The following is a 15165-nucleotide window of genomic DNA, read 5'->3' as shown; positions in this document are numbered from 1 at the left end:
GATTCAATGGGCTTTTCTTTATCTAAAATTCAGAAAAAGCTTATAAAAAACAGTTTTTTTAGTAAGTAAATCAATGGAGTGGTTATGAATAAGATAGTTTTAATGATTTGTCTGTGCGTGTCACTTCAAGGTTGCAGCAGTTTCGGTGGTGGTTCATCATCTGAAGCTCCATCGATATTAGGTGGGAAATCTAAAGAAAAAGAGAAAAGTCCTCTTCTTGGCATTACAGAATTCATGGCAGTAATGTCACTGCTAAAAACCCAAGTAGAATAAGTTTAGCGGATACAGTAATTCATAACACGTTGCTGTTTATAGCAATGGTGCATGAGGTAATAATGAAACATTTAAAATTAATCATCTTTCTTTGTCTATTAAATCAAGGTTGTAGCTTCCATTCTAACCTGCCAATGAACCAGCCAGTAAACCTACCAATGAACCAATCAATGAGTCAGATTCAAACGTTAGCACCTGCAACAGTTGAAGATGCCATTGAAGATCAACCAATTAGCGTTGACGGGTTAGGCTCACAGCAAATAAATCCAAGTGATATCGTTTATGACGACGGTAAGAAATTAGAAGAACCTAAAAAAGAAGCAGAGCCAGTGCAAAAAGATGCTAATGGCGACATTAAAAATATGTCTGATACCAGCGACTTTATGCCAAAGCCAAAGTCTTATTGGATGTAATCAATGAATAAAGTGAGAAACCAAGGTTTTACGCTACTCGAATTAGTGATCGCCATTATTGTATTAGGCATATTAGCCGCAGCTGCTGTGCCTAAATTTATAAATATACAAGACGATGCTAAAGATGCATCACTACGTGCAGCAAGCGCGGCATTAAATAGCGCGGCTAATCTAGTTCACTACAGAGCTCAGTTAGACGGTGTCAATAAATTAGAACGAAGTACTATTAAGATTAATGGCGAAGTCGTTAATCTTTTTTATGCATATCCTTATGGCACGCCTGAAGATATAAATAAAATCGTAAGCCTAGAAGGGTTTAAAGTTCGTCTTGGTAAAAGCATTGGGGCAACTATCATCAGCCTTGAAGACTCAAGTGATACTGGTGATGCCTGTATTAAATATTGGCAGGCAAGTTCCAATAGTGCTTTTAAGATTGACGAAGGAACATTGAAACCAAGTGGCGAATGTTTATAAATAATATAGGCGCGTAAAATGAGTCCATGCCTCACAAAGCATGGACGCATACTCTTAACCCCATTTCAATCCAACAATTGTCGACTTTATACTTTCAGCACCATAGTTAACCTTTTCTTCTCTGGAAAAACTAAATTCATTTTCATCACTTCACAGCTATTATTACCACTGGGTGTAATCAACCGTCATAACTCTAAGCTTAAGGAAGATAAAACATATCGCCTCGAAGTCAGTCTGGGGAATACTTTTATCAACAACACCACTGAACGATGAATTAAGCCCTTTGGGTGAATCCTTTGCCCTAAGTTAGCGGTTGCCCATACGTCCTAATTGTTTAGAAACAATATCAATTAGATAACCACCTCTGAACCTTAAATAAACATCAAACTCACCACCAATGGAGGCGTTCAAAATATAATGATTACGTCCAATTCGTTTCCATGACTTTTCATTATTGATTATTTCCATGACTTTTGAATATGACATGCCATTATCACTAATCAGTAAATCGCCACCGCTAACACGAAAGAAATCTTTCGCATAAGATAGTGATGAGAATGAGAATGAGAATGAAATTGATAAGATAAAAAATATCCATATAAGTTTTGACTGCATAAACTCGTCCTTAAGTTAGCTAAATTGAGTTAATACATTAACACGGAAAAACATAGGTAATAAATTAGTATTGTATTGATGCGGCCTAACCTAGCGATAATATCCTGTGATGTCATTCGTTATTCATCGGGTGAATGTGAGGACGTCTGTCAGGATGTTACATTCCATAAACTACAAACATCACTGCAGCTAAAAAGCGCCCACAAGGGGCACTTGACTCATTTATATGACATTTATATTTTAACGTTAATAACCTTGCTGACAACAGCACCATCATTATCAATTACCTTCAATGTCACAACATGGTGACCGTATGAAGGAAACATTGCCGTAATAAGGCGACCACGCTTAGTCTTACCGTTCGGTAATTGCCATTCGGTATCAACAATACGGCCATCACTGTCAGTGCTCGTTGACCATAATGTTACTAGACGACCTAAGTGAATATATTTCGCACCAACTTCAGGTTCAACATTTGGAGCAACAACATTAATAGTTTCCGATACAGTAGCTGTTTCGCCATCATTATCAGTTACCATCAGGGTTACCGTGTAGCTTCCGCTTTCAGTATACTTCCATACCGGAGAAATTTCATTGCTGATCTGACCGTTGCCAAAATTCCATAGATAACTATCAATTTTACCATCGCTATCAGTACTTCTATTTGTAGCAGTTACTTCAAGTCCATCAACAACAAAGTCAAATATAGCTTGAGGTGCAATATTAGAAACCTCAGAATAAGAAACTTTGAGTACACCGTATTCGTTGTTATCTGCCTGATTGAGTACATCGATAACGAGACCATATTCTGTCACAATACGTCCTGAATCTGGCGCTTCTGGTAAGCTGTAGTCTTGACTATCAGCAAAATGACCATTAGCAGCAAGATTACTATCTTCCAATACATTGCCATCACGAGCAGTCAAACTAAATTCAGTTTGATCATGTAACGAAAAAGCGGCATCACGAACTTGAAAACGAGTTTGTGCCGGAAGACCAGTATCCGCCCATAATAACGCGTTCTGATCAGCATCTAAAATACCAAGCCAACCTTGACCAGGATGTTTACCTACCGCGTTATCCTTAAATGAATCATCAACGTACCAAATAATCAGTCCAGGTTCGAAAGTCACTAGCTGACCCATACGTTTAATATTGTTTAAGCCTTCATCAACGTCGTTATGACTACGCCATTGCAGTAAGTAATAGTGGTTAGACTCGTAGAAACCTGTGTTGCTCTTAAAGCCATCAAGAGTAAATGTCGACGTTGATTCTGCATCATCAATCAGCGTACGTTCACCATCACTAATCAGAGCAATGTTATCAAGGAATAGTCCTTTCATTGCCAGGCCACCATCCGTGATGTAATCAAAACCAAGCGTAACAGTTTGCCCTGCGTAAGCCGACAGATCAAATTCAGCATCGATCCAACCATCAGATTCACCACCAATCGCCGGTGCTAAACCAGTATTAAGCGGATCATCCAGCGTCGTAATATTACCAGAGATTGGTTTACCGTTAATCAGCACACGGGCAAAGTCATAATCCTTTTCTATTTGATACCAAGCTTTAAATACCAGTTTAACGTCATTTCCAGCTGGAATATCTAAGCTTCTGCTCATCGAATTGTTCAGACCATCACCCTGTTCGGAATGGAACTGAGCAGTCCCTTCGAACGGTTTTAATCCTTCGCTTTTCTTCATCGGCAAGTCAATACGTACCATGTTAGGGCGATCGTTATCTGTAGTTTGGAACAAGGTAAAGAATAAATCTTTCTCTTTTAGCTCTTCAATAGACAACCGTTCGTCATTGATCCAGCGGCCACCAATTGCGTTTTGCAAGAAGGTTTTAGCCCATGAACTGAATGCTGTTGGTTGAGTGCCACCAATTTTACCAGCCCAACTACCAGAAGACATGATTGACCAGTAAGAAACAGGTTCGCCAGCGCCAGTATACTGAGTATCATACTCATCAGGCAGGCCTAAATCGTGACCATATTCGTGCGCACAAACCCCTGCTGCAGCGTCTATTGGCTGCATCGTATAATCAAACGCTGCATAATTACCATTGAATTGTTCCGGTACAGAACTCGTCGTTCCTTCAAGCACATATGGCTGACCCAGATTAAAGCGGTGTGACCAAATCGCATCAGGCCCCAGTACACCACCACCCGCTTCTTCGCCAACAGAGGCATGGAATACCATGAGATGATCGATAACACCATCAGGTTCACGGAAGTTACCGTCACCGTCAAAGTCATAACGATCTTCGATATCATAGTCGGCCAGATTCACACTCGGATCTTTAGCGAGATGTGCCAGGGCCTCGCGCACTAACGCTTGTGCATTTTTGTCATTGTCGGTCGTTTCAGAGTTACCACCGTAATACGCAGCATTCTTTTCTGCTCGATACCAGCCTGTGGCTTGGCCAGAAACACTATAACTATCTCCAGACTCTTGCTCATAATATTGACGCATAGAGATTAAGTTATTGCCTTTCGGGCCAGTGTATCCAGTATCTGAGAATAATAGGGTTTGATAATGTTCAGGTGGATAGCTAGGGTAAAGCATCGAAGTATGCTCTTCAGTCAGCTTGTTATCATCCCATTGAAGGTCGGGGAAGTCGACTAAAAGAGCCAACACTTTATCGGTACGCTTATTCGTAACTTCCAGTGCAAAGACACTCGATTTTTTCAATCCCTGTTGTTTCTCGATAACATTAATAATGCGACTTTGGTGAAGTTTGGCTTGTTTACCAAATTGAGCATCACCACTAAATCCATGTTTTATCTTATTATCTAAATAATGTTTTACTGCATCTGACCTTTCCTGTAATGACGCTGAATCATCAAGTAATCCCCTGCGAACCAGCATTTCGGCCAACTTATCCTCATTAACGACCCCCAAGTCTACTGGTGTTTTTGCATGCACAGCATTGACACCAAGTAAGCTGATGATCGCGGTTGCAACCAGTGTATGTTTGAGTTTTTTCATTATATTTCCTTGTTATTATTTTCCATTTTAATATCACTACACTCCGCAGAACCTATTCATGAGGATTCAGCAAACATGTTGATTGATTCCTTATGAGCATTCTCAATCGGGATTATTCAGGCGGTAGAATGCAGGCATTTGCTTTATTAGAATTTTCAGGTTCCGAATTAGGCATTACTGCATGTAAGTCGTTAGCAGTATTGACGTTAGGAGCATCGCTGTCGGGATACACCAAATGCTTTCGATTACTCGGTTTATTCATGCTGCTACGCCGCTGTTTACGCTGTAAATATATTGCCAAAGCCTTTTGTTGCTGTTCGCGATTAAGGCCTTCGCAAATGACACCTCTGTCTATCAAGGCACCGAGTAACCTTTCATTTTCATCCGCAGGAACAGAAGCAAACACCAAGTGACTAATAAGCGACATCGCCAAACAAAAGACTATTTTCATTTAATCACCCTTTATTTGTAAATTATTTGTAAAGACACTGTTAAGTTATTACCCATGGTTTTTTTTGCAAAATAAATAAACTAAACTTGAGAGGTATTCCATAAGTAATAGAAATAATTCGTGTATACGTCACACTTTAAGTGTTTTAATAGCTAATATTCATAACGTTGCAATCATAAAGACACCCTAAAACGATTGATTATTAACCACTTGATATATATTAATAGGCGATATCATGTATCGAAAATATAAATCCTCAGCTTGGTTATCATCAGTTCGATAATGGGATATTTAGAATAAGAGGGAGGAGAAGTAATAATGGTGGATATAACTAGATTTTAACTCTTCAGCAAGATAATAAACGAGTTAATGATAGGTTGGGTTACACTAAATTAAAGTCTTCTAATGATATTTATTCCTGTATTGACATATACTCTAATGCCTTTGAATAAGGATGATCAAATTTAAATGGGGTGCAAGAAAGGGTGGAGCAGTCATTGATAAAATTAAGTCTGAGCTTCTATATAAATACAGTTGAGTTTAAAAAAACAAAAATCCATTCAGCTCAAAACATGGACTTATTTATGTCAATATGACCTTCATAAACGGCCTATAAGTTCGTTGTTATTATCGAACTTATATTCGATAATTATAATTAACCCGCTTTAAGCTTAAACACATTACCGCAGTGATTACATTTATAAATACTGCTATAAAATAATTTTTCAAACCAATTTCGATTCACTCTCTTCACTATCGCGTTTTCACAACACTTCATCTTTAATCCTTTCCCTCAAATACACCCAGTCCACACACTATAAAACCATATCTTTGACCCTTTAATTTTAAACATAATTAACTAGAATAATAATTCAAAGATCAATAACTTATTTTGTTATTTACGCATGCTTACAACAGTGCTATTAAACAGCAGGTTAATATTCCCATTTATGTGTGCAGACGCGATATTATGTGACATTGGAAGACTCTGACAGTCAGTCATATCCAATGTAACAAAGTGCACTTGAGAACAACGGAGAAGTTAATGGACAAAAAAGATCAGAATGTAGCGATGTAGCGATGTAGCGTCAGGATTAAATAGTCTTACGCGGTATCAACAATTTAATGCTTTAACACTATCACGTTCGACTAAAGTCGGTTCTAATTCAATAATCTGGTTACTTTCAGTCTTTGACTTAATTTGTTCCAGCAACATATCGACCGCTTTTTGTCCTAAGCGATGTTTCGGCTGGTGAATCGTCGTTAGTGAGGGGGTAATGTATTTAGCGAGTTTAATATCATCGTAACCGATAATAGACAAATCTTCCGGTACTGAAATACCCTTTTTACTGGCGCTATTGATCACACTCATCGCCATCATATCGTTACAAACAAATAATGCAGAGGGTAATGGGCCGTTGGCAACCATTTCGGCAAACGCTTTTTCACCGCCTTCGCATTCAAAGTCACCCGCTGTAATCCATTCCGGATTAATGGCTAAGCCCGCTTCTTCCATGGCTTGAGTAAACCCAGCAAAACGCTGCTGTGCGGTTAATTTATCTAATACACCAGTAATACAACCGATCTCGGTATGACCTTTAGCAATAAGATGTTGTGTAGCCATATAACCACCGCGATGAGAGTTATCTTGGATCTTATCGCAAGGAAAATTGGTTGGGCCCCAATCCATCACGACAGTCGGTACTGGTTTGTGACGTTCAAATAGATTAAAACCTTGGCTTTCAACTTCACTACACATCAACATTAAACCATCGACACGCTTTTGTAATAAGATATCAAGATTAGCATGCATACGTGTAACATCACCTTCGGTATTACACAGAATTAAATTATAACCATGCTCATAGCAACGACGTTCAACACCTTTCAATACTTCACCAAAAAACGGATTGGTCGAGGTCGTTACTAGCATGCCAAATGTTTTGGTACTTTGGACTTTAAGACTACGCGCCAATGCCGACGGTGCATAACGTAACTCTTCAACAGCCGTTCGCACTCGCGCAGACACATCGTCACTGACATAGCGTGTATTATTTAATACATGACTCACTGTTGACGTTGATACACCTGCATGTCTTGCTACGTCTTTAATTGTTGCCATTAGCTAATTTTGTCCATCATCTTGTATTGTGAAAGTAAAGTATTGTTCGCGTTAACCTTGTAACGCTAAAAAAGCATCAACATCCGACTTAGTTGGTATCGATGTTTGTGCACCGACACGCGTCACTGAAATTGCAGCCGCAGCATGAGCAAAACGAATCGCATCATCCAATACTAAGCCCGCTTGCAGTCCTGCTAACAAACCGCCATTAAAAGTATCACCTGCAGCCGTGGTATCTACAGCATCAACACGGAAACCTTTAACTTGTTTACTCTTGCCTTCTCGACTGATCCACACACCTTGGCTACCTAAAGTGATCATTACCTCAGCAATGCCTTTATTATGTAATACATCCGCAGCCACTTGCGCCGATACCATATCGATCACTTTAATGCCCGTTAATAATTCAGCTTCGGTTTCATTTGGGGTGATCAAATCAATAACCGATAATAACTCATCGTTTAATGGCTGTGCAGGAGCCGGGTTTAATACGACACGTGTTCCCGCTTTTTTTGCTATTTTAGCGGCTTGAGTAATAGTTGCAATCGGCGTTTCTAATTGCATCAATAATGTATCAGCTTGCGCAATTAACTCGCGATGTGGGTTAAGTCGTTCTGGAGTTAAGCAAGCATTCGCTTCTGCCGAAATACAAATACTGTTTTCACCGGTTGCCGCTACTTGGATCATCGCGATCCCAGTCGGTGTATCTTGTTCCACCATCACAGCTTGGGTATTGATACCATCACGATCAAACTCGTTAATCATATTACGGCCAAAGCTATCATCACCAACACAGGCAATAAATGCAATATCGGCACCTAAACGCGCGGCGGCAACGGCTTGATTCGCCCCTTTACCACCTGGGATAACGGCATAACTATGGCCAAGTAAAGTTTCGCCTGGACGCGGAAAAGAAGCCACTTGTAAAACATGATCAGCGTTAACGCTACCTAACACAACTAATTTATTCATAAAGAAGCCTTAATACTTTGTAACTGATGAGAATAAAACATGACTTAATTGCACTATCTTAATAAGACGCACTTAATAAAACTAAACTATCCACAGATGCGATTAAGTCATATTTTTCAATACTGAATTGATAGGAGTAAAGGGAATAACAGTTAACGTTATTCCCTTTTGGTCATTTTATGACTTAGTGATCACTTTTAATGGTACAGCGATGCTCTTCTCTACAGACTGACCTTTAAGTATTTTATCAACAGTTACAACACCAAGAGCACCAATTAACGCAGGTTGTTGTGCAATTGTCGCACCTAAGATACCGCGATTAACGGCAGCAATACCGTCTTTAGTGCCATCAAAACCAACGATTAATACGTCTTTACCTGATGCTTGAACGGCACGTAATGCACCTAATGCCATTTCATCATTTTGCGCGAATACAGCTTGTACGTCTGAGTTAGCAGCAAGCATGTTTTCCATTACGTTAAGGCCTTTAGTACGATCAAAATCAGCGGGTTGGCTACCTAGCAAATTCATTTTGTTTTTATCAACTGCTTGCATGAAGCCTTGACCACGTTCACGTGCCGCAGATGTACCTGCGATGCCTTCTAGTTGGATAACTTTTGCATTAGCGCCAATCGTATCATTTATATATTGACCGGCCATTTCGCCACCAGCAACGTTATCAGAAGCAATGTGGCTCACCACTTTACCACGACTCGCACCACGGTCTAATGTGATAACTGGAATATTAGAACGGTTAGCCATACGGATCGCATTCGATACTGCGTCTGAATCAGTTGGGTTAATTAAGATCGCTTTTACGCCACGTACAGTCAGGTCTTCAACGTTCGATAATTCTTTACTTGGATCGTTCTGTGAATCCAGCACAATTAACTTATAACCTAATGTTTTTGCTTTCGCTTCCGCACCTTCTTTCATTGTTACAAAGAAAGGGTTGTTTAACGTCGACACCACCATTGCAATCGTATCTTGCGCCATTACCGTTGCACTGAAAGATGCTGAAACTACAGCAGCAGAGATCAAGGTTGCTAATTTTTTCATTACATATACCTTCTTTTACGTTAATTCTGCTGCCTCAGATAGGGTATTGAGGTTCACAGGTCATGTATTACGACTCTTTTATCGTACTTTTATTGTTGTTATTATTGTTATTCTTCTGTTTCTTATTTCTTTTTCGTTTCAACTAATACTGCAAGTAAGATCACTACAGCTTTAGCAATCATCTGGAAGTATGAAGATACATCCAATAGATTTAATGCGTTATTTAGGAAGCCGATAATTAATGCTCCGATCAGCGTACCCATAATACGACCTTTACCACCAGCAAGACTGGTGCCGCCGACGACTACAGCTGCAATCGCATCTAATTCATAACCCATACCAGCGGTAGGTTGTGCAGATGATAAACGTGATGTCACAATCAAACCAGCTAATGCAGCCAGTGCACCACAGATGGCATAAACACCAATCTTCACTTTATCTACGTTAATACCTGATAGACGTGTCGCTGCTTCGTTGCCACCAAGGGCATAAACATAACGACCAAAACGCGTATGATTAAGTAAGTACCATACCGAAGCAAATACCATCACCATTAACCAGATTGGTACAGGCACACCTAATAAATAACCCGTACCGATCCATGAAAAACTATCCGCAACATCAGTAAAACCGGTTGAGATTGGACGACCGTCGGTATATACCATGGTTACACCACGCAATAATGTCATGGTCACCAGCGTCGCAATAAAGGCTTGCACCTTACCGATGGCAATAATCATACCGCTCATCGCACCTAATGCTGCACCTGCAAATAATGCCACAGGAACGGCTATCATCACTGATACTTCCATTGCTATTAATGACGCTGCAAAGGCACCACACAGGGCTAATACCGAGCCAACACCTAAGTCAATACCGCCGGTTAAGATCACTAAGGTCATACCCACAGCGATGATCGCGCTCACCGATGTTTGACGTAATATGTTTAAAATATTCCCCACAGTGAAAAAGTGAGGGTTTAAGAAAGACACCACCACAATCAACAAAATTAAAGCGATTAATGATTTTTGTTCAAACAACCATTCTTTAGTAAAAAATTTTCTGGTTAAAGTTTTCGTCATAACATCACCGTTCACATGGTTACTGGAATTTTTATTAACTGCTTGGTTCTGGCTCATAGCCCTGCCTCATTCATTTTTTTTCCAACAGCACACGCCATTAGTTTTTCTTGGTTAGCATGTTCAGCCATAAACTCACCGCTGATACGGCCTTCGTGCATCACTAAAATTCGGTCACTCATGCCCAATACTTCTGGCATTTCTGACGACACGAGAATGATACTCATGCCTTCTACTTTAAATTGGTTGATTAACTCGTAGATCTCTTTTTTAGCGCCGACATCAACACCACGGGTAGGCTCATCTAAAATAAGTACTTTAGGGCGGGTAATTAAACCTTTGGCTATCGCCACTTTCTGCTGGTTACCACCAGATAAGTTACCAATAATCTGATCGCGGCTTGGTGTTTTAACATTAAACTGACGCATAAAGTCTTCTACTGCAGTCGCTTCTTTCGCGTGATCTAATTGCAAGCCTTGTGACAGTTGGTCTAATGCGCACAAGGTCATATTTTCTTTTACCGACAAACCAAGGACTAGCCCATCACCTTTACGATCTTCAGAAATATAGGCAATACCATTAGCCAAGCCGTCGCGTGGGGTTACTGGACTAACAACCTTACCGTCTAAAATCACATCACCCGAATCACGTGGTAATGCCCCGTAAATAGCTTTCATTAATTCAGTACGGCCAGCGCCCATTAAACCCGAGATACCTAATATTTCACCATGGTCTAATTTGAAACTGACGTCACGCACACCTGGTGCCACAATATTTTCAACTTCCATGCATGTTGTGCCATGTGTTGCGTCGATACGTGGATAGATCTCGTCTAAACGACGACCCACCATTTTCTCAATCAGACTATCTTCGTCAATATCACTCACCGCTATTTCGTCAATAAATTTACCATCACGCAATACAGTAATATCATCACAGATCTCGAAAATTTCTTTTAAACGATGAGAAATATAAACAATGCCGCAGCCTTCATTACGCAGTTCATTAATCACTTTGAATAATGATTTAGTTTCGCTCTCCGTCAAGGCATCGGTCGGTTCATCCATCACGATAACTTGGGATTGAAATGACAGCGCTTTGGCAATTTCGACCATTTGCTGCTCACCTAAACTTAGCTCACCCAATAATTGACGCGAACTGTGTTTGACGTTTAAGCGTAGTAATAAGGCATCGGCATCGCGATACATCTCTGCCCATTTAATACCGCCAAACGCATTGGTTTTTTCGCGGCCTAAATAGATATTTTCAGCAATCGTTAACTCAGGGATCAAGTTTAATTCTTGGTGAATTATACTAATGCCCACTTCTTGAGAATGACGCGGGCCATTAAAGCTAACATCACGACCTTGGTAGTTAATACTACCTTTATCCATGTGATAGATACCGGTTAATACCTTCATCAACGTCGACTTACCGGCACCATTTTCGCCCAATAATGCCATTACCTTACCTGGGTATACATTCAAACAAGCATTATCTAGCGCTTTCACACCAGGAAATGATTTTTCGATACCACTGAGTTTTAAAATTGCTTGCGTCATGTCAGTTCCTACTTTATTCCGCATAAATCGCTATTCTTACGTGTCGTACAATCACTGCTGAGCGAGATTAAAACACCACGCCAGATTGGAAGATCACATTAGCATAAGGTGTACATTCACCCGTGCGTACAACGGCTTTGCTATGGTGTGTTCGTTGCTTAAATGCTTCGTGGTCAATATAAGTGATTGTAATTATTTTATTGGTGAGCTGTTCTTCATTGGCTATCACATCAAGTAAGGCCGTGTGTAACTCAGGGCTAACCGTAGCAAACTCTTCTGCAAGTATGATGCCTTCAATTTGCATTTCGCCGAGTATCGCTTTAACGGTCGCGATGAATGTTGGTACACCCGGAATCAACGCAAGATCGATACGCAGTGTTGAGTCTGGAACAGGTAAACCAGCATCACAAATGGTGATCTCGTTAGTATGGCCAAGCGTCGCAACTAAATAAGATAAGTCTGCGTTGATAAGTGCATTTTTCTTCATGGATCACGCCTTACAAGGTGAAAATAGCTAAATATAAGTCTTCGATTAAATGGATATTAACGCTATCGAAACGTTTGCGCAAACGTTTCGATAGCGTTGAATATAGTTAAAAATGAGGATAATTCTAGTATTTAAGTATAAAAATGCGAGTTAGATCGAAGAACGAGTTGAATTTCTTTCATCTGAAATGGAGAGGTTATTTTTACGAAGAAAATCGATTATATCGAAAGTAATAGAGCAGATAAAATGGAGTGAAAAATAAAATAGATCCGATAAAATAAGGACACTACTTTAATAAAATAAACGCTTAAATTTTAACCATCAACATTAAAATTTATAAATAGCAGCAAAATAATGGGCAAAACCAGACGAGTCTAAAGCAGTTAGACCCCCACCATCTTCAATGGTGTAGACGTCATTGTATATTTTCACCCCATAACCTAATGCGTAGCGTTCAGAGTGCCAGTAAATACCATTAAACATCACGCCGCCATGGGTAGTCTTAGGCACGTCAAGATCCTTTACAGCATCCGCACCAAATTGATAATCAACATAACCCTGATAAGCAATAAAACTGCCATTGCCAAAAGTCACAAATGGCTTAAACCAATTCATTGAAAACTGATAACCGTTCCAATCTTTCGTATTTAGATCATACAAACCATATAGGTTTATGCCCACCGTACCAAACCAAGCTACCGAGACATCAATACCTAAGCCCCAAAATGAATTATTAACATCACCAATTATCGTCTTACCATCGTTATCAACGCCTGTAATTCCACCACCAGCCCAATTAAATAACGTGGCAACATAAACCTCTTGCACAGGTCCAAACGATAAGTCTTTGCCCGTCATAGCATCGAGTGAAAAACGTGGAGATAATTTCATGAATATCTTACTTTTATTATTGGTTTTGTCCGAATGTCTAGAGTCTGTATTAGCTAAATTAAACACGTCTACGTAACCGTATAAATCAACAATGCCAGAACGACCGCCAAATTCCACTTCAAGGTAATCATGGTCTAAATGGTCTTCAACACTCGGCTTTTCGCTAATGGCATACATCATATTAAACTGTATCCATCTATAGTCTTTCTTATGTAGCCCATCACTATAATCTGCAGCAACAGTGCTATTCGAAAAAATCATTAACGCTGCAATCAATGATAATAATTTATAGATATTGTTCATCAGTCAAATCCATGATTATGGTATATAAACGTTGAGCATCAATAAATTCAGTGCAGCTAAATCTAAGTTTATTGAACTAAATACAATAGACACATAATTATAGACCAAGCGCTATAAACAGCCTTTATTAGCTTATTAATCAGCAATCATGAATTATATTATTACTGTAAAACAATAAAATAAAGTTGAAAATAAATTATACAGAAGAGGTCATTACAGAGGGGTTTATAAGCAGTCAGTAAATCATAGAACATTAATGGCGTAACATGTGGAGGCACGCTAATCGTGACTCCACAAACTTATTCTAAAATTAGGTTTTTAGAATAAGAGTCTTAGAATTTGTAAGATGCAGCTAAGTAATGTGCAACGCCTGTAGATGCAAAAGAATTGCTATCTTTAATACCGTAAACGTCGCTGTACGCTTTTAGGCCGTAACCAACTGAGTAACGATCTGAATGCCAATAGATACCATTAAACATAACACCGCCATTGCTTACAGCACCAACTTTATTTGTATCCATACCAAATTGGTAATCAACGTAACCTTGGTAAGAAATGAAGCTACCATTATCAAAGTTAACGAAAGGCTTGAACCAGTTCATCGAGAATTGGTAACCATTCCAATCTTTAGCGTTAACATCGTATAAACCATAAACATTCATACCTACTTTACCTAACCAAGGCACCATCACATCAGAACCTAGACCAAAGAATGCATTGTTAACATCACTACCAATCGCACCACCACCCCAGTTAAATAAAGTAGCAACATATACTTCTTGTACAGGGCCGAAAGACAAATCTTGACCAGTTATAGCATCAAGTGAAAAACGTGGAGCAAGTTTCATAAACATCTTGCTCGCGCCATCATTTTTATCTGAGCCACTAGAATTTTTATTCGTTAGATTAAATACGTCAACATAACCATATAGATCAACAACTCCTGAACGGCCGCCAAATTCCATTTCTAGATAGTCATGCTTTAGATTATCTTTACTACTTGGTTTTTCACCAACTGCATACATTAAGTTGAATTGTGACCATTGGTAATCATTCTTGTGAATATCATCAGAATAATCAGCCGCGAACGCGTTGCAAGAGATAGCAGCAAGCGTAGTTGCAGCTAATGCTATATTTTTAACATTTTTCATCATTACTTCCATTTTATGGTGCACAACTCTGTATGAGTCAGCGCTATTTTTATGGCGCGAGTGTATCGAGATTTATAAAAAGTTCAATAAATCTATAACAAACACAGTAGTGAATGTGAAAAAATGTGATCAGTAGCATAATTAACTAAATTAGCCGCAACCGATAAACGTTTAGACTACGTAAAAATTGGTATTAAGTAAGTTATTGTTGATAAAAGGATTTTTAAACATCTGTTTTATTAACAGAAATAGGAATTAGCTAAGTGATTGATTTTAAAAATGTCTCAATTTGAATCCAAACTAACTGTCTATTTTTATCA

General features: G+C 39.2%; 14 protein-coding genes. 3 read left to right on the top strand and 11 right to left on the bottom strand.

Going from position 1 to position 15165, the window contains the following annotated elements; all coding sequences use genetic code 11:
• Positions 1–84: 84 nt before the first annotated feature.
• The 3 genes from HWV01_RS03615 (at position 85) to HWV01_RS03605 (ending at position 1160) form a co-directional block, all read left to right on the top strand.
• A complete protein-coding gene (locus HWV01_RS03615) occupies positions 85–273 on the top strand; it encodes a hypothetical protein (RefSeq protein WP_211674104.1) in 189 nt (62 codons plus the stop codon).
• A 62-nt stretch (positions 274–335) separates the two neighbouring features.
• On the top strand, positions 336–686 hold the full coding sequence (locus HWV01_RS03610) for a hypothetical protein (protein WP_211674103.1): 351 nt from the start codon (positions 336–338) through the stop codon (positions 684–686).
• Between the two features lie 3 nt (positions 687–689).
• Positions 690–1160: a type II secretion system protein gene (locus HWV01_RS03605; RefSeq protein ID WP_211674102.1), complete on the top strand. Its 471-nt coding sequence runs from the start codon at positions 690–692 to the stop codon at positions 1158–1160.
• A gap of 306 nt (positions 1161–1466) precedes the next feature.
• On the opposite strand, the gene HWV01_RS03600 is transcribed toward HWV01_RS03605, so the two are convergent.
• The 11 genes from HWV01_RS03600 to HWV01_RS03550 form a co-directional block, all read right to left on the bottom strand.
• Entirely contained in the window at positions 1467–1775 is a 309-nt protein-coding gene (locus HWV01_RS03600) for a hypothetical protein (protein ID WP_211674101.1), read from the bottom strand.
• Between the two features lie 233 nt (positions 1776–2008).
• On the bottom strand, positions 2009–4768 hold the full coding sequence (locus HWV01_RS03595) for an immune inhibitor A domain-containing protein (protein ID WP_211674100.1): 2760 nt from the start codon (positions 4766–4768) through the stop codon (positions 2009–2011).
• Positions 4769–4880: 112 nt separating this feature from the next.
• A complete protein-coding gene (locus tag HWV01_RS03590; protein WP_211674099.1) occupies positions 4881–5219 on the bottom strand; it encodes a hypothetical protein in 339 nt (112 codons plus the stop codon).
• 1114 nt (positions 5220–6333) lie between these two features.
• Positions 6334–7341 carry a substrate-binding domain-containing protein gene (locus HWV01_RS03585; protein ID WP_211674098.1) on the bottom strand — a complete coding sequence of 336 codons (1008 nt, stop codon included), beginning with the start codon at positions 7339–7341 and terminating at the stop codon, positions 6334–6336.
• A gap of 51 nt (positions 7342–7392) precedes the next feature.
• Positions 7393–8313 (bottom strand): ribokinase, encoded by a 921-nt coding sequence (gene rbsK / locus HWV01_RS03580; RefSeq protein WP_211674097.1) that lies wholly within the window; start codon positions 8311–8313, stop codon positions 7393–7395.
• Between the two features lie 177 nt (positions 8314–8490).
• Positions 8491–9372 (bottom strand): ribose ABC transporter substrate-binding protein RbsB, encoded by an 882-nt coding sequence (rbsB, locus tag HWV01_RS03575; RefSeq protein ID WP_211674096.1) that lies wholly within the window; start codon positions 9370–9372, stop codon positions 8491–8493.
• A gap of 122 nt (positions 9373–9494) precedes the next feature.
• A complete protein-coding gene (gene rbsC / locus HWV01_RS03570; RefSeq protein ID WP_211674095.1) occupies positions 9495–10454 on the bottom strand; it encodes a ribose ABC transporter permease in 960 nt (319 codons plus the stop codon).
• Between the two features lie 53 nt (positions 10455–10507).
• On the bottom strand, positions 10508–12013 hold the full coding sequence (rbsA, locus tag HWV01_RS03565; RefSeq protein WP_211674094.1) for a ribose ABC transporter ATP-binding protein RbsA: 1506 nt from the start codon (positions 12011–12013) through the stop codon (positions 10508–10510).
• Between the two features lie 67 nt (positions 12014–12080).
• A complete protein-coding gene (rbsD, locus tag HWV01_RS03560; protein WP_211674093.1) occupies positions 12081–12500 on the bottom strand; it encodes a D-ribose pyranase in 420 nt (139 codons plus the stop codon).
• Positions 12501–12827: 327 nt separating this feature from the next.
• Positions 12828–13694 (bottom strand): outer membrane protein OmpK, encoded by an 867-nt coding sequence (locus HWV01_RS03555; RefSeq protein WP_211674092.1) that lies wholly within the window; start codon positions 13692–13694, stop codon positions 12828–12830.
• A gap of 332 nt (positions 13695–14026) precedes the next feature.
• Positions 14027–14845 (bottom strand): outer membrane protein OmpK, encoded by an 819-nt coding sequence (locus HWV01_RS03550; protein ID WP_211675656.1) that lies wholly within the window; start codon positions 14843–14845, stop codon positions 14027–14029.
• Positions 14846–15165 lie beyond the last annotated feature (320 nt).

This window comes from Moritella sp. 5 (assembly GCF_018219455.1).
Lineage (GTDB): Bacteria > Pseudomonadota > Gammaproteobacteria > Enterobacterales > Moritellaceae > Moritella.
This window is presented reverse-complemented; position numbering and strand designations above follow the sequence as displayed.